Raw genomic sequence first — 17166 nt, 5'->3', positions numbered from 1 at the left:
TCTGTATGGAGTGCGTGGATTGAAATTGGAAACCGGAGAAAAAAGTTAAAGAAAAGAAAGTCGCACTCTGTATGGAGTGCGTGGATTGAAATCATCTGGAACAACAACGCCATATGTAAATGATACGTCGCACTCTGTATGGATTGCGTGGATTGAAATCTTGGTTGGAGATGCCAGGCGCAGGAGCATTGCCCGGTCGCACTCTGTATGGAGTGCGTGGATTGAAATCAACCTGATGAATGAAGCTGCCTACAATAATCCTGGTCGCACTCTGTATGGAGTGCGTGGATTGCTTTTGGTTGCAGAGGACCTATTTATTTTTTATGAACCATCAATTTTTTCGGTTTACATATTTAAGTGTTCACTAGATGTTTATGTAAACGCGTACGTTTCACATAGAGATACTAACCTGGTTCAAGAAAAGCCAACTTGTCATTATTGAGATGGTTGCGTGAATCCATTATTGTAGAAGCTCTCATCATCCAAAGTAACCTGATTCAAACAAGCCGGAGGCGCATGTTGGGCCGCACTCCGGCTTGTTTGTATTTGTTGAGTTTCATCCTGCTCGTAAGTAAGATAAATTTGCTCTTGCAATAAGCCATAATTAAAGATATATTATTAATTAATTAACTGATCATTTAATTAATTGAGATTTAGTTTAAAGAGAGGGGAATACATTTGGCAAGACCCATCAATGAAGAAAAAAGGCTGGAGCGTCGTAAACGGATTCTAAAAGAAGCTGTTGTGTTGTTCGCAGAAAGTGGATATTCGAATACCACAACGGCCATCATTGCGAAGAATGTGGGAGTGACTCCTGGAACCATTTTTCAATATTTTCCTAGCAAAGAAGCTTTATTCTACGCCGCTGTCCTTGAGCCGCTTGCTGAAATTCAGGGCAAATCGCTTGCTTGTCTACAACAAGAGGGAACGCCGGGCGCATTGATTAAGAACATGGTGAAAGAACAATTCAACCATATCTACTTCTATACCAATGAATTGCGGCTTGCCCAATCTGTTTTAGGACAACGAGAAAGATTCCCTGAACTTACACAGGAGGTCCTTGAGAGTATTAAGGTAATGACAGATGAAATCGAAGGTGTCTTTGCCAAGGGACAATTAATGGGAGAATTCAACAAAAGCTTTTCTCCAGCAATGATTTCTCGTGCCTATATCTCTTTCTTAAATGGAGTGCCTTTAACTCTTGGAGAAAGTATTGTTCATCATCCCGAATGGGAAAATCTGAAGGCGCATGCCTTTTATTTGTTCGCACCCACACACCTATAGAAAAACTGGAGGAGTCAGATTGAATCAACCATCATTAGAAACCAATCATAACGTTCGTGTGAAAAAACGGAACAAAATTCTATGGAGCCTGGGAATCGTGCTTTTGCTTGTGGTGGCTCTTATATTTTTTATATCGTATAAAGTAGTAGACACCTTGTTGCACCATCCTAGAGACACGAATGTCAGCTACGAATTGAATATCGATAAAACTCCCTACGAAGAGGTCGAGTTCAAGAGTTTGAAAAATGATAATACGATTAGAGGTACCTTCTTTCCTGCAAATGCTGGTGTTAAATCAAGCGATAAGACGATTATTATCGTCCATGGATATACGAGCAATCGTTTAGTCAAAGGGCGGACGCCAAAGTTAGTAGAGCATTTTGTTCCAAAAGGCTACAATGTATTGGCATTTGACCTCAGCTCGCAAGGTAAATCCGATGGTGATCTGATTACACTTGGTCTCAATGAAAAATACGATTTGCTGGGAGCTGTAGACTATTTAAAATCCAAGGATCATGCGGGTGATAACATTGGAGTGATCGGCTTTTCAATGGGCGCTGCTACTTCATTGCTGGCCGCGAGTGAAAGTGATGACATCCAAGCTGTAATCGCGGATAGTCCGTTTCGCAATGCCGGTCTATTTCTGAGAGAGGGTCTGCCTTTCTTTTCAGGTTTACCTGCGTTCCCATTCAGTTATACATCGACCTGGATGGCCAATTGGGTCTATAAGGTTGATCTTGATTCCGTATCTCCTATGGATGCGGTAAAAAAGATGCAAGACAAGCCAGTAATGCTCATCCATGGTACTGGAGATCAGCAAATTAGTTATAAAAATACAGAAGTGATTTATGAGTCCTTAAAAGATAATCCAAGCGCAGAAGTATGGTATCCGGAAAATACGGAGCACATCGATGCGATCAACCACTACCCTACTGAATATTTCCAAAGAGTAGATCGTTTTTTGGATGAGTATGTAGGAAAATAAATGTAGTCCTAGAGAGCTGACTAGTAGAAGGGCTTTCTAACGAGGTGAAAAAACCATAATATCAAGCATGTTCAGCCTATAGTGGGAAAAACCGCTATAGGCTGAATTTACATAAACTACATTGTTTAAGCCCGGAAGTGGTGAACACCAGCGCTGCTCTCACCTAAAGAAAACACAAGTGAACGAAAAGACAGTCCATTGTTGCCCTCTCACAGGAACGCTAAGATAAAGTTGTTAAAGCGTTTACATTACGTGGTGAAAGGGAGATGACTCGGATGCCGGAAATTTCAATCAGGCTGTATGAAGGCAGGACGGATGAGCAAAAGCAGGAGATCGTGGAGGTGTTCACACGCGAGCTTTCACGTATTATCGATCGTGAGCCGGAGTATATTTCCGTTGAATTCAATGAAATCCCATGGGACGAGAATGTTCCTGATAATTTGAGAAACATGCAATCACAAAAGCAGGGAGGGGAGAAGACGTGAAGCCCGCGGATATCGCGCCGCCAAGCCGGGGAACAGCCAGACTTCACTCGTCTGGTCTGGGCACTCGGCTAGGAGATGCGGGACGTTATCTGTGGCGATACCGGATACTATATCTGCTTTCGGTACCGGGCATCCTGTATTTTTTCCTCTTCAAATATGTACCCCTGTTCGGCTCGGTCATTGCTTTTCAGAACTACAACATTTTCAAAGGCATCACCGGAAGTGATTGGGTAGGCCTGGAGCATTTTCAGAAGATGTTCAGCCATTATGATTTTTTGCGAATCCTCAATAACACACTTCTGCTCGGACTATATGATCTGGTGATTGCATTTCCGGTACCCATCCTGCTGGCGATTCTGCTGAATGAGGTGCGGATGATTGTGTTCAAGCGTTTGCTGCAAACGATTGTATACATGCCTCACTTTCTGTCCTGGGTCGTCATTAGTGGTATCTTCATGGGTATTTTCTCGATGGATGCCGGGGTGGTGAACAAAGCACTTGGATTTCTGGGGATGCAGCCGATCTACTTTCTTGGAGAAGACTCATACATTCGTTCCATTCTAATCGGTTCCGGGATCTGGCGGGATTCTGGGTACGGCACAATTATTTTCCTGGCTGCCATTGCGGGGATCAATCCCGACCTGTATGAAGCGGCAGAGGTGGACGGAGCCGGACGTTTGAAGCAAATATGGTCGATTACCCTGCCATCATTGCTACCGACGATTATGATTCTGCTGTTGCTGCACATCGGGAAGTTCCTTGATCTGGGCTTTGAGCGTGTGTTTGTTTTCTTGAATCCGCTCAATCTGGAATCCGGTGAAATTCTCGATACGTATATCTACAAAGCCGGGCTTCTCTCACAGCAATACAGCTATACAACGGCCATCGGGTTGTTCAAGTCCGTCGTGGGTTTGATGCTTATTCTACTGGGTAATTTCTTCAGCAAAAAAACAACCGGCGAAAGCCTGTATTAGGAGGCGAGTTCTATGCGTACCCCCAGTGTCCGTTACCGTATATTCCGCATTGGAAATCTCGTTTTTCTTACGCTGCTCTCGTTGACGATGATTCTGCCTTTCATTAATGTACTGGCCCAATCGCTCAGCAGCTCGGAAGCGATAATGGGCGGAAAGGTCAGCTTCTGGCCTGTTGCTTTTACCTGGATCAATTATGAATATGTATTCGGCGATGCTTCGTTCTGGCGGGCATTTGCGGTATCGGTTGGGGTGACACTGTTCGGGACGCTGATCAATCTCGCCGCAACGGCATCGCTGGCTTATCCCGTTTCCCGTCCAGAGTACAAAGGGCGCTCGCTGGTCGTCATGTTTGTTCTGGTGACCGTTGTATTCTCGGCGCCGCTTATTCCGAACTTCATCCTGATGAAGGAACTGCATCTGGTCAACAATCCATTGGTTCTGATTGTGCCAGGAGCGATTAATGCCTTTAACTTTTTCGTCATGCGCTCGTTCTTCGCACAGCTGCCGGGTGAACTGATCGACGCTGCCCGCATCGATGGTTGCGGAGAATTCGGCATCATCTGGCGTATCGTCATCCCATTGTCCAAACCGGCCATGGCATCACTCGGCATTTTCTATGCGGTAGGTCATTGGAATGCCTACTCCACCGCGCTGTATTATCTGAATGATCCGGCCTGGTGGCCGATCCAGGTAACACTCAAGAAACTGTTTGAAAGTGACGATATTTCCGTCGATCCGGGTTCAGCCGTCTATAGCACTCTTGCACATACATCGCCGGAAGGCATCAAAATGGCAACGATTATCATCGCCACCTTACCCATTATTATCATTTACCCTTTCCTGCAAAAGCATTTTGTAAAAGGAATCATGGTCGGCTCCGTCAAATCTTAAGTACAAGAAGTATACAGATCTGACGGAAACGGGGGAATGGCGATGTTCAGAATCTTGATTACGGATGACGAACCGATGATTCGGATGGGTCTGGCGAAGATGATCAAGCAAGCGGGGCTGTTCGACTGTGAGATTCGGCAGGCAGCGCATGGGGAAGAGGCCCTTCAAGTGGTGGAGGACTTTCGGCCACACATCCTGTTTACGGATATCCGTATGCCGACGATGGATGGTATTGAGCTGTGTCGACGTTTATCCGAGCAAGGAAGTACGATGCGCATTATTGTGGTCTCCGGTTATTCGGACTTTGAATATGCAAGAGCCTGTATGGATTATGGAGTAAAGCGCTATCTGCTGAAGCCTGTGGGACGACAGGAGCTTCATGAGCTGTTGCTCAAATTGCTGGCGTCTGAAGAGGAAAAGCCAACGGCTTCCCTTGTTCCCGTGAGGGAGCTTAATGATTGGGCGATGCGTCTGGAAGAGGCCATATGGGAGCTAAGGCAGTCCGATGTGACAGAACTGCTCGCAGCATGGTCTGGTCGTTATCCGGCATACGCCTTGATGCCTGAGCAGACAGCAGAGCTTTTTCAGGAATTGCTGGAATTGATTGTGGCCCGAATGAATGCACGTGGTAACGGAACGATGAGTACGTCATGCGAGATTAATGTAAGCGCTTCCTCGAAAGAGTGCTTTGAGGCTCTGGGCAACGAGATTCACACGTTGATGAAAACGATCAAGGAAAAGCGTAGCGGCAAGCGCAAGCATCCGGTAGAAGAAGCAAAAGCCTATCTGGAGAAGCATTTGCGCCGTGAAGTGTCGCTGGATGAGATTGCGGCCAAGCTGGGGCTTAACCCGTCCTACTTCAGCCAGCTGTTCAAACAGACGACAGGGCAGACCTTTATCCAATACCGGATACGCAGCAAAATGGAACTGGCCAAGCGCATGCTGGAACAGCCGGGTAACCGGATTACGGATATATCCTACGAAGTGGGGTATGCGGATCATCCCCATTTTACGAAGACATTCAAGAAGATTACCGGACTGACACCGTCCGAGTACCGCAGCAAGTTGGGCATTGATTGATGAAGCGCAGCCTGTCGATCCGCCTGTTCTTTCATTTTGCCATTGTGATTACGTTATCCTTGTCTGCCATAGGCGTGTTTACCTATACCTATGCCTCAACCGAAATGAACGACCAGCTTGCGGACAACATCGCCCAAACGATGCGCAATACGGCGTACCAGACCGACCTGTATTTGCAAAATTATGATCGGGCCACGTACTCCATTCTGTCGAACGGAAGTGTAAAGCAATTTCTGGACATGAATCCGGAGGATAGTTATGCCTATTACGAATACAGTCGTCAGATTAAAACGAACGTGTTCCCGCCTGTTTTTATGTTATATCCGCAGATCAAGTTTCTGTATGTTATTGGGGAAAACGGGCGTGTTGTGATTGACGACAACCAGAATTCAGCGGGTATACCGGATATGGACGCGGCTCTTCAATATAAGGAGCTACTGGCCGCAACGCCTGCAAACGGCGAATCCACATTGCTTACACGCAGTATTCGTAGCGAGCAGAGTGCCAATGTCATTACGATTGCGCGGCGGATCAGAGGAGTGTCCTCCTATACCCCAAACGGTGTACTGGCGATGGAAGTGAATGTGCTGGAGCTTGACAAAATATGGGGAGAACTCGACCTCGGTAAGGGCGGCTATCAGTATGTGATAGATCAGAACGGAACGGTTATCTACACACCCGGTGAGGCAGAGGCGCAGACAGCGATGCCATCCAGCAGCGTAAACAGGCTTATGCAAATGGAGGCAGGCTCGCTTGAACTGAACACGGATGGCACCAAACGGCTGTTCATTTCGGAGCTTTCCGATTATTCTGGCTGGCGCTTTGTTGCTTCCGTGCCCCTGGAGGAGCTTCAACGACCCATTGCAACGATTCGCTCGACCACATTGTGGGTTGGTGCAGGAACGCTGCTGGCTGCACTGGTCGTGGCCTACCGGATCGGAGCTTCTCAGGTGGAACCGATTCGTGTGCTGATGAACGGAATGAGACAGACCGAGAAGGGAATCTGGAACAAGGTGGAAATGAAGGAAAGGCGCGATGAAATCGGCGTGTTGATCCGCAGTTATAATCTGATGGTCAGCCGCTTGTCGGACATGATTGAAAGTGTGTATGAATCGGAACTGCGCCGTCAGAAATCGGAGATCGAGCTTCAGCAGGAGGCGCTGGAACGGCATCGTGCGGAATTTCAGGCACTTCAATTGCAGATCAATCCGCATTTTCTCTACAACACCCTGGAAACGATCAAATGTTATGCCGTCGTACAGGACTCCGAAGAAATTACGCAAATGGTGGAATCGATGGCCCATATGCTCCGTTATTCCATTCAGACGAACTTGGAGGAAATCACGGTTGCGAATGAACTTAAACATGTGCTGGCCTACCTTTCCATCATGAAGCATCGCATGGATCGGGAGCTCGAAGTGGAGGTCATCATTGCGCCGGATCTGTTGTTGGAAAAAATGGTTCGTCTAACCCTTCAGCCGCTGGTGGAAAATGTGTTACAACACGCGTTTCCACAGGGCATGGAGCCCGGCCACTTTATCCGCATCGACGCTCGGCGTCTTGAAGATCGCTTTCTTGTCATCGTCCAGGATAACGGAATGGGCATGAGCGAGGAACGCTTGGAGAAGCTGCGTCGCCGTCTGGAATTGAATCGTCTGGCGGGTGAAGATTCCGATGATGTTTACCATCGCGGGGGCATTGGGCTCATGAATGTCCATCGTCGAATTCAACTGGTATTTGGAGAAATGTATGGCTTAATGATTGAGAGTGAGCAAGGCTTGGGAACGACCATTACCATGGCGCTTCCGGCGGATCAGCACAGCAAGCGGATTTAATTAAACCTATAACAGGGAGGACGATAGAAAATGAATATTAACTTGGAGAAAAAAATTGCGTTGGTTACGGGCTCAAGCGGAGGAATTGGCGCTGCCATTGCGGGCGCATTGGCTCGTTGTGGTGCAAAGGTGGCTGTGAATGGTCTGCATAATATGGATCGGGCGGAGGAGGTTGTGGCCGCAATCCGGGATGCTGGCGGTGAAGCAGCGGCATTTCAGGCAGATGTGACCGATACAAATGCCATAGAGTCGATGGTTGGGGATATTACGCTCCGTTTCGGCGGTCCGATTGACCTGTTGATCAATAATGCGGGGCATCTGGTGGAGCGGAGCCCCATTGAAACGATGAGCGAGGAGCTTTACAGCCGAATTATGGATGTGAATTTGAAGAGCGCTGTATTTGTCTCCAAAGCGGTCATTCCAGGCATGAAGGCAGCTGGAGGCGGTCGAATTATCAATTTGACTTCGGTAGCGGCTCATAATGGTGGCGGTCCGGGTGCAGCTATTTACGCAGCCTCCAAGGCAGCAGTCATCGCGTTAACCAAAGGGCTTGCCAAAGAGCTAGCTCCTGGCGGGATTACGGTTAATGCCCTCTCACCGGGCTTCATCGGGCAAACGGCGTTCCATGCAACGTTCACCTCGGAGGAAGGTCGATCTTCTGCGGTAAGCAGCATTCCCCTTGGACGGGAAGGCAATCCCGAGGATGTGGCAGGTGCGGCATTGTACCTGTGTTCGGAGCTGGGTTCTTTTATAACGGGGGAAACGCTTGAAATCAATGGCGGAATGTATATGCGTTGATGCTACACCATTGCGATAAGGAGGGGACGATACGATGGAAGTGAAGCGGAAGCTTGCAAAAAGATCGTTGTACCAACCAATTAGCGGGCCGTTCCATGTGGATTATGCGCCTGATGAACATACCGTTCTGGCAGAGAATCCGCCGAGGTTTACCTGGATGGCGGCACAGCAGGAGGATCAGAATGCCTATATACTGCAGGTTTCGGTGGGGCCTTCTTTTCAGGAAGAAGAGACGATGACCTTTGCGCCGCTCCCGTATAACTTTTTCACGCCAGACCGGGTGTTTGAACCGGGGGATTATTACTGGCGTTATGCGCTGCTTGTAGACCATCGAGTTCAGCAAGGAAGCGAAGCAGAAGTGGACGCCGTTCTGGGAAAGCAGCAGGAAATGTCGGCATGGAGTGAGGTCCGGCAGTTTACGGTACCAGCAGGATTACCCGAGACACCGATACCTTCTCGGGCACAGCGGTACGTTTCCGCGGACACGTCTCATCCCCGGCTATGGCTCGGAGAAAGTGGGCTGCAGGCACTTGCAGATGGCATTGCGTCCGATCCCTCATATTGCGGCTGGGATGTATTTATGGCAAATTCCGTTGAGCCGTGGGCAAATCGCGAGCCGATTAGTGAACCGCTACCTTACCCGGATAACAAACGCGTCGCTCCATTATGGCGTCGAATGTACATTGACTGTCAGGAAGTGTTATATGCGATTCGTCATCTGAGCATCGCTGGCCGGGTGCTTCATGACGAACGGTTGCTTGAAGCGGCGAAAACCTGGCTGCTGCATGTGGCGGCCTGGGATACGGAGGGAACGACATCCCGCGATTATAATGACGAGGCAGCCTTTCGGGTTGCCGCCGCGCTCGCTTGGGGTTATGACTGGCTGCATGATGAGCTGAACAGCGAAGAGCAAGATATGGTAAGGCGCAGTTTGCTGCGGCGGACAGAGCAGGTGGCCCAGCATGTGATGGTTCGCTCGAAGATCCATCATGTGCCTTACGACAGCCATGCGGTGCGTTCATTGTCCTCCGTGCTTGTACCTTGCTGTATGGCCTTGCTGCATGAGGAACCAAAGGCCGCAGCGTGGCTGGATTATGCGATCGATTATTATGCCTGTCTGTACTCCCCTTGGGGAGGAAGTGATGGAGGTTGGGCCGAGGGTCCGATGTACTGGACAACAGGCATGGCCTATGTGACCGAAGCAATGAATTTGTTGCGAAACTATGCGGGCATCGACTTCTTCCGCCGGCCGTTCTTTCAGCGTACTGGGGATTTTCCGCTCTATGTATATCCACCCGATGCACGGCGCGCCAGCTTTGGCGATCAGTCTACGCTTGGTGACCCGGTAAACTTGAAAACAGGCTATCTTGTCCGCCAATTGGCAGGTGTTACAGGCAATCGTTGGTACCAGTGGTACTTTGAGCGTGTACGCCAATCCGATCCGGGGACAGAGGGAGCATTTTATAACTATGGTTGGTGGGACTTTAACTTTGACGACTTGGTATACCGCCACGATTATCCGCAGGTGGAGGAAGAGTCTCCTGTAGACATCGCGCCGCTCAAGTGGTTCCGGGATGTGGGGTGGGTAGCCATGCATCACCGGATGGATGATCCGGATGAGCATATGATGCTGCTGCTCAAGTCGAGCCGCTACGGTTCGATCAGCCACAGTCATGCGGATCAGAACAGCTTCACTCTGCATGCATTCGGTGAGCCGCTCGCCGCGGATACTGGCTACTATATAGCGCACGGGAGCTCCTTTCACCGGGAATGGCGCAGGCAGACGCGCTCCAAAAACAACCTGCTGATTGGTGGAGCAGGACAGTATGCTGAGAACAACAAGGTGCTGAATATGGCCGCAACTGGACAGATTGAAGAGGCCTATTGGCGGGACGGCGATGGTTATGTGCGAGCGGTAGCGACCGATGCCTATGCCAGCACCGTACCCCATGTGAAGCGTGTTGTACGGGAAATCCATTTTCTGCAGTCATCCTACTTCGTTATTGTGGACCACATTGATCTGGAGAAGCCGGACAGCGTTCAATGGCTGTTCCATGCACTGCACCCGCTACAGCTGAAAGGGCAGAGCTTCCGTCTAAACGGAAATAAGGCAGGGTTAGAAGGGACGTTTGTCTATGCATCCTCCGGTGAGCTATCGCTCAGTCAGACGGATCAATTCGCAGGAGTGGACCCGGCAGAGTATGAAGGGCTGGAAAAGCATTATCATCTAAGCGCGGAAACGCGGTCCGCTTCAAGCCATAGAATTGTAACGCTGCTTGTGCCGTATAAGATCGAGGAGCCGAAGTATGTCCCCTATTTCATCGATGACCAGGATCACGGTATCCATCTCTACTTCACCGACAACGGTGTAACGAAGAAGATTGAGGTATCCAAGACGTACTAGATAAAATGAACTGAATATTTACACAAGAACGAAGAGTGCAGAACCCATCTAAAGAAGCGAAGCGTTCGCCTTTATCCCCGGATTGTTCCCTCTTGAAAAGGGAATCAAAAAAATCTGGGGATAACAGCGATCGGAAGAGGGTACTGCAATCGCAGTGGCTGAGTGTAAAGTTTGTACGTTCAATTTATATAGTGCTATATGACTGGATGCTGCGGAACGCAGAGTACTGACCTAAAGAAAACGCAACCTCATCTAAAACATCCCCATTGTTGCAGGCGGTGGGGATGTTTTAACATCTAACTTGAAAGCGCTTTACCAACGAGTGGTACCTAAATCTAAATCAGGATGAAAAGAGGGGTAGCATGAAAAAGTGGATGGTCTCAGGCATGGCGCTATTGCTGGTGGCAGCTGTCATGACAGGGTGCAACAAGGGGAGCGGAGCGGCATCCGGTGAGAGCGGGGGAGACGGCAAAACGAAGTTCTCCATGTCACTGCGTACGTTGGCGTATACGTATGTGGAGAAGTCGCCGGACATTAACAAGGATAAATGGGTCAAGAAGCTGGAGGATCTGACCAATACCGATTTGAAAATCGTCCTGGTGCCCCATAAGGAATATGAGCAGAAAATGGTCCAGATGTTTGCCACCAATGATATTCCTGACGTGGTGCAGGGTGACGGCGGCGTCAACGGCAAAGAGATGGCTGGCTCGGTCGAGGCCGGGGTATTTCAGCCGCTGGATGAACTGCTGCAGCAGTACGGGCAAGATTTGCTCAAAGCCGTGCCGAAAGAAGCCTGGGACCAGGTAACCCATGACGGCCATATTTATGCCATCCCCGAATATTTATCCAATCCATCTCGCCGGGCAACCTGGATTCGCAAGGATTTACTGGATCAAACGGGACTACCGGTGCCCACTACGGTTGAGGAGACTATGGACGTTTTACGCGCCTTTAAGAAACTTGGCGTGGAGAATCCATATATGGGGCGTGAAGATTTCAAGTATGCAGATACCTTTTTCGGCGCCTATGACGTTCAGCAGTTCCTGTCCATGATGGAGCAGCAGGGTGATCAGATTGTACCGAAGTTTATGGATAATGAGAATATGCAGCAAGCCCTGACCGTCTACAAGACGATGTACGAGGAAGGGCTCATTAACAAAGAGTTCGCGACCATCAATTCAACGGTATTTAAAAATACGATTCTCTCTGGAAAAGCGGGCATGTGGTCCATGAACGCCAACGAACTGATCCAGTGGGAGAAGCAGATTAAAGCGTCGGTTCCCGATGCCAAAATTGAGATTATCCCTTCGCCTGTCGGCCCGGACGGAAAAGGTGGTTATTATCTGTACGGTCCGGTGACACGGGCTTACTTTATTAACAAAGATGCGGCTGATCCGGCGTCCATTATCCGTTTCTTTAACTGGATGGTGTCAGATGAAGCGGAGAAATTTTTCACGTACGGTACAGAAGGAGAGACCTACACGGAGGATAATGGCGTGATTTCATATACAGCTCCGACAGACTCTGCTGGCGTGGACGAAGAGCGTTACCGTCAGTCGTTCTTATGGTTCGTGCAGGACACGACGTACAACAAAGGCTCGTTATCGCTGACAGAAGAAGGCAGAAAGCTGATGAATATTTACGATACTGTTTTAGCAAAAGAAGGCCGGGATGGCATCAACTTTGATCCGCGTTTGGAAGCTTTTGTACAGAATCCCGATATTGCTCCCAATTCGGACACCCCTCCTCAGGTATTGCTCACGCACATGATCAAGATGGTGTACGGGAAGGAGCCGATCTCCGATTGGCCGAAAGTGGTTGAGGAATGGAAATCCAAAGGCGGCGATCGTGCGATTGAGGAGGCCACGCAGAAATTCAAGGACGGGGAAGGCGTATCTTTGCCGCGTCGCTAGAATTGTGCATGATAAGCAATGACTACAATTAGCAATAGGATGTCCTGCTCACCGTGCAGATGAAACACGTCAACGAGAAGCAGCAGCTCCAGAGAACGGCAGATCGCAAGGGCATAATGTCAGGAGATTTGACTACCGTGCGGAGGGGATACAAGTGAAAAACTTGTTCAAAACGTGGAAAAAGCGCGTTGTACTTGTTGCCATGTCTGTCATACTCATTAGCGGTATTGCCGTTCCCGTGCATGAAGTCCGGGCGATGGAAGACGCTGTTCCTCATTCTATTTTAAATGCTACGCAGGAGGAGAATATCCCAGTTCCGGAGGGCCCGGAGCTGGAGATTTACGCGGAAAATTTTGATGACCCGGACAATTTTGGCTCTACAGGCGGAATTGCACTGAGAGCCCCTTGGCTGCAGGAAGGGGGAGGTGGGAGCAAGGCCAAAACGTCATCTTCCACAACCGCACCCTCGCTACCCAACATGATCAAGATTGACGGAACCGATGCACTCGCCCTGCCACTTGATCTGACTGGATACGGAAATATCCGGCTGAGCTACTACACACGCGCCTCGTCCTATATCAGCGGAAGCATTATTATCGAATGGTCGAAGGACGGAGGCATTTCCTGGGCAACGCTGGAGACATTTGAACTTCCCCCAGGCACTCCAGACGTGAAGAATAAGGAAGGAAATACGCTAAAAAGTTGGACGCTGGGTTCGGAAGCGAACAATAACAGCACGATAAAAATTCGTTTTCGAACAGGAGATGCCATGCAGGCCAACATGTATATCGACAATGTTGCCATTTACGGTCAGGCTATTCCCGGTATAACGCCTGCCCCATCGCCAGTTCCGCCTGGAGAGGAGAATACTGAATTTACGCCACCACAAGGAGTGACTTTATACGAGGATGTGGAGATTGGCACGGCTGGTGGGCGAGCAATCTATTCATCCATTGCTGTTCCCGAGACAGCGGCAGCTGAACCGATGCCGGTCATGGTCTATATCCATGGAGGTGGATGGAATCACGGGGACCGAAAGCAGACATTGAACTCCATATGCAATTATGTACTCAAACGCGGTTATATCGGTGTATCTCTGGACTACCGGCTGACGCTTGAGGCGCCTTTCCCTGCCCAGATTCAGGATGTGAAGCTTGCTATCCGATACTTGCGGGCCCATGCGGCGCAGTACAATCTGGACCCGAGTCGTATCGGCGTCTGGGGATCATCTGCGGGCGGCCATCTGGCTGCATTGCTCGGTACAACAGGGGACATGGGCGCTGGTGACACCGTAATGCTCGATACAGGAGTGACGGTAGATGTACCTGATCTTGAAGGTTCTGGCGGATGGCCTGAGTATTCCGACAAAGTGCAGGCCGTCGCCGACTGGTACGGACCCGCTGATTTTACGACGACATTTGCCAATAACTATAGCTCGGTCACGGCTCTGCTTGGCGGGCATCGTGCGTTCGATGTTCCGGAGCAGGCCAGACTTGCCATGCCTGGCACGTATGCTTCACCGGAAGATCCACCGTTCTGGATTCGGCACGGTGATGCTGATGCCACCATTCCCTATACCGACAGTGTTACTTTCGCGGGACAGCTTCAATCTGCGGGTGTCCCGATTGTGGATATGAAAGTCGTACCCGGTCAGGGCCATGGATTTACAGGGACGGCTTCCGAGGTTGCCAATGCGGAGGCGTGGGCCTTTCTTGATGAACATGTGAAGAACCGGATCGTTACGAAGCCAATTATTTTCAAAGATGACACTTCGCCTGGAGAGGAAGAAGGTGAAGAAGAGAAACCGTTGATAGAGAAGATCATCGCCAGCAAGCTGCCAAGCGACGATGCGGCGATTGACAGCGGTAAGCCTGACCTGAATTTTAATCAGGCTACAGGCTCCAGCACCGGGTTACTCAGCATTTCCTCGACTTCGTCCACCAAAAAATATGTGTATTTCAAGTTTGCCATGACCGGAAATGAGCCTGAGGGAGATCGGTATCGATTGCGGATTGCCGCAAAGAAAGGCACGTCCAATACGGATACGGAATTGTCTGTGTACGGTTTGGATGCAACAGACTGGAGCGAATCATCGTTAACCTGGTCGAATGCGCCAGTCAAAAGTCTCAGTGAAAGTTCGCTACTTGGTACATTCCAGGTCACAGCAGATCGTAATGGAAGCCCGGCAGTCTACGAAGTCGATGTGACCGACTATGTGAAGAGCCGTTCAGCGGCGGGACAGGTGGCATTTCTGCTCGGGGACGCCGAATCAACAGGCGTTTCCGTGAACGTATACACCAAGGAAGCCAATGGAACGAGCAATCCGCGTCCGCAGTTATCCGTCATCGCTTTAATCGAAGATGGAAGCGACACACAAGCGCCAGAGTGGGCGCCGGGCGCCGCGCTTGCAGTTCGCAATTGGGGAACGGATTTTGCGGAACTGAGATGGCCTGCTGCCAATGATGATATGGCTGTATCTGCCTACCGAATCTATCGGGATGGAGTTCTGTTGGCCGAACAAGGCAAGCAGTCATTCCGGGACAGCGGACTTGCAGACGGAACGCCGTATACATTTCAAGTGAGGGCGATTGACGAGGCGGGCAACGTCAGCAGTGCTTTATCAACCGATATGACCACCCTTGTCGTTCCCATATCGTCCCTGCCTGTTGCTTCCGTCTCGGCAAGCGGCAGCGACGGCAACCTGGCGACCAATACCATCGACAATAACAGCTATACACGCTGGTCTGTTGCCGGAGAAGGGCAATGGATCACATTTGATCTGGGGCAGGCGCAGCAAGTCGGCTATGTTGGTGTTGGCTTTTACAAAGGGGATGTAAGGAAGACTTTCTTTGAAATTGAAACGTCTGTTGACGGTGAACTGTGGACGCAGGTGTTCAGCGGAGAAAGCAGCGGGGATACGACAGAGATGCAAGCATTTGATATCCCGGACACTTCTGCACGTTATGTACGGATCACCGGGCATGGGAATTCCGATTCAAGTATTTATACGAGCCTGACCGATGTGCACTTGTATGCACCATTCGCAGGGGGTGGGACACCTGTTGCACTCATTCCATACATTGAGCCACAACCTCCTGAGGGGACTGTGCCATTTATTGCTCCAGGTCTAACGGAGACAGATGGAACACCACATGCTGTCCATTCTCCACATGTCGTAACCGGACGTACGATTGATGTACGAGATTACGGAGCAGATTTGGCAGATAATACGAGCGATGACCGGCCCGCTATACAGGCTGCCATTGATGAGGCTAACGTCGGTGATGAAGTGTTTTTGCCTGATGGAGTGTACAATTTGTTATCTGGGCCGGATGGAACCACCAATCTGATGCTCAAATCCGGGGTGAACCTGAGAGGTGAGAGTAGTGAAGGAACCGTGCTCAAGACATCGCTGGATCAGGTGACCGGCAGCACTGTCCTGAAAGCATCGGCTCAGCATAGCATTCTCGTAACCAATATGACCATAACTTCATCCTGGTCCGGCAGCTACACGACTGACCACAAATCCAATAATCCCTCCGCAGGGGGGCCGGATAGCATGATTCACATCGCCAACTATGGCGAGGCTCCATCGTATAACATTACGATCGATGGCGTGATTGTGGAGAAATTCAAACGAATGGCTATCCGCATCGAGCACAGCCGCGATGTCGTTGTGAAGCATGCAACATTCCGCAACGCAACAGATCTGGGCCCTGGAGGTTCAGGCTATGGAATTTCCATTCAGGGAACGGCCAAGACCGATCGGCTTGGCTTTGACAATGATACGATATGGAATGTGGTGGAGGATAGTACGTTTGAGGGTCCTTATCTCAGACATGGAGCGTTGATCCAGTTTGTGGCCCATAACAACGTGCTGCGTGGCAATACATTTAACGAAACGAAGCTGGATGCTATTGATCTTCATGGTGAACTGGAGTATTTCAATGAAATCTCCGGTAATATCATTACGGATGTTCTTACTGGTGCAGGTATCGGACTCGGCAATACCGGAGGTTCAGCACCCAGCAACCACAGTAAGTCCGGCAAAGGAAACTATATTCATGACAACACAATCACGAACAGCCAAATTGGCATTTCGGTAACCATGGGCACCCCCGATACATTAATCGAGGATAATCTCATCGAGAATACAACCACGATTGCAGATGCGGCAGGAATCAAAGTGTTAAACGGACCGGGTACGGTGATTCGAGGCAATGCGATCCGTAACAATACCGCCAGTGGATACTGGGGTGTGCGGCTTGAGCGCGACAAAGGCGATTCCGGAGCGGGCAATATCGGCGAAGGAAACCCCGAGAATGTGTTGATTGAAAATAACCGAATTGAAGGTAACACAAACGGAATCGGACTCTTTGCCGGAGTCGGCATTCTGCTGAAGGCTAACATGCTAAACAATGTGAATGAGAATTATTACAAAGCAGCAGGTGTGACAGTTACCGAGTTATAAATGATCAGAACAAGTAGCCTGCGGGCTACTTTTTGTTGTGAATCAT

Annotated in this window: 11 protein-coding genes; all 11 read left to right on the top strand. The window is 49.7% G+C overall.

What is annotated here, in order from left to right; genetic code table 11:
- The first annotated feature begins 678 nt into the window (after positions 1 to 678).
- The 11 genes from AMS66_RS28600 (at position 679) to AMS66_RS28550 (ending at position 17120) form a co-directional block, all read left to right on the top strand.
- Positions 679 to 1284, top strand: coding sequence for a TetR/AcrR family transcriptional regulator (locus AMS66_RS28600; protein WP_236703665.1), 606 nt, complete (start codon positions 679 to 681; stop codon positions 1282 to 1284).
- A gap of 19 nt (positions 1285 to 1303) precedes the next feature.
- Entirely contained in the window at positions 1304 to 2269 is a 966-nt protein-coding gene (locus AMS66_RS28595; RefSeq protein ID WP_053784005.1) for an alpha/beta hydrolase, read from the top strand.
- 275 nt (positions 2270 to 2544) lie between these two features.
- Positions 2545 to 2754 carry a tautomerase family protein gene (locus AMS66_RS28590; protein ID WP_024628846.1) on the top strand — a complete coding sequence of 70 codons (210 nt, stop codon included), beginning with the start codon at positions 2545 to 2547 and terminating at the stop codon, positions 2752 to 2754.
- 56 nt (positions 2755 to 2810) lie between these two features.
- Positions 2811 to 3728 (top strand): ABC transporter permease, encoded by a 918-nt coding sequence (locus AMS66_RS28585; protein ID WP_053784167.1) that lies wholly within the window; start codon positions 2811 to 2813, stop codon positions 3726 to 3728.
- A 12-nt stretch (positions 3729 to 3740) separates the two neighbouring features.
- Complete coding sequence (locus AMS66_RS28580) at positions 3741 to 4619, top strand: carbohydrate ABC transporter permease (RefSeq protein WP_024628844.1); 879 nt, start codon at positions 3741 to 3743, stop codon at positions 4617 to 4619.
- Positions 4620 to 4661: 42 nt separating this feature from the next.
- Positions 4662 to 5699: a response regulator transcription factor gene (locus AMS66_RS28575; RefSeq protein WP_053784004.1), complete on the top strand. Its 1038-nt coding sequence runs from the start codon at positions 4662 to 4664 to the stop codon at positions 5697 to 5699.
- Positions 5699 to 7534: a cache domain-containing sensor histidine kinase gene (locus tag AMS66_RS28570; protein ID WP_236703672.1), complete on the top strand. Its 1836-nt coding sequence runs from the start codon at positions 5699 to 5701 to the stop codon at positions 7532 to 7534. Before AMS66_RS28575 ends, AMS66_RS28570 begins: the two co-directional genes overlap by 1 nt.
- A 30-nt stretch (positions 7535 to 7564) precedes the next feature.
- Positions 7565 to 8332, top strand: coding sequence for an SDR family NAD(P)-dependent oxidoreductase (locus AMS66_RS28565; protein ID WP_053784002.1), 768 nt, complete (start codon positions 7565 to 7567; stop codon positions 8330 to 8332).
- Positions 8333 to 8366: 34 nt separating this feature from the next.
- Positions 8367 to 10736 carry a DUF4962 domain-containing protein gene (locus tag AMS66_RS28560; protein ID WP_053784001.1) on the top strand — a complete coding sequence of 790 codons (2370 nt, stop codon included), beginning with the start codon at positions 8367 to 8369 and terminating at the stop codon, positions 10734 to 10736.
- A gap of 362 nt (positions 10737 to 11098) precedes the next feature.
- A complete protein-coding gene (locus AMS66_RS28555) occupies positions 11099 to 12649 on the top strand; it encodes an extracellular solute-binding protein (protein WP_024628839.1) in 1551 nt (516 codons plus the stop codon).
- Between the two features lie 154 nt (positions 12650 to 12803).
- The gene (locus tag AMS66_RS28550; protein WP_053784000.1) at positions 12804 to 17120 is read left to right on the top strand and encodes a CBM96 family carbohydrate-binding protein; all 4317 of its coding nucleotides are present in this window, start codon (positions 12804 to 12806) and stop codon (positions 17118 to 17120) included.
- The last annotated feature ends 46 nt before the right edge of the window (positions 17121 to 17166 follow it).

The organism is Paenibacillus xylanivorans (genome assembly GCF_001280595.1).
GTDB classification, from domain to species: domain Bacteria; phylum Bacillota; class Bacilli; order Paenibacillales; family Paenibacillaceae; genus Paenibacillus; species Paenibacillus xylanivorans.
Note: the sequence above shows the minus strand (reverse complement) of the source record. Positions and strands in the feature narration are given on the sequence as shown.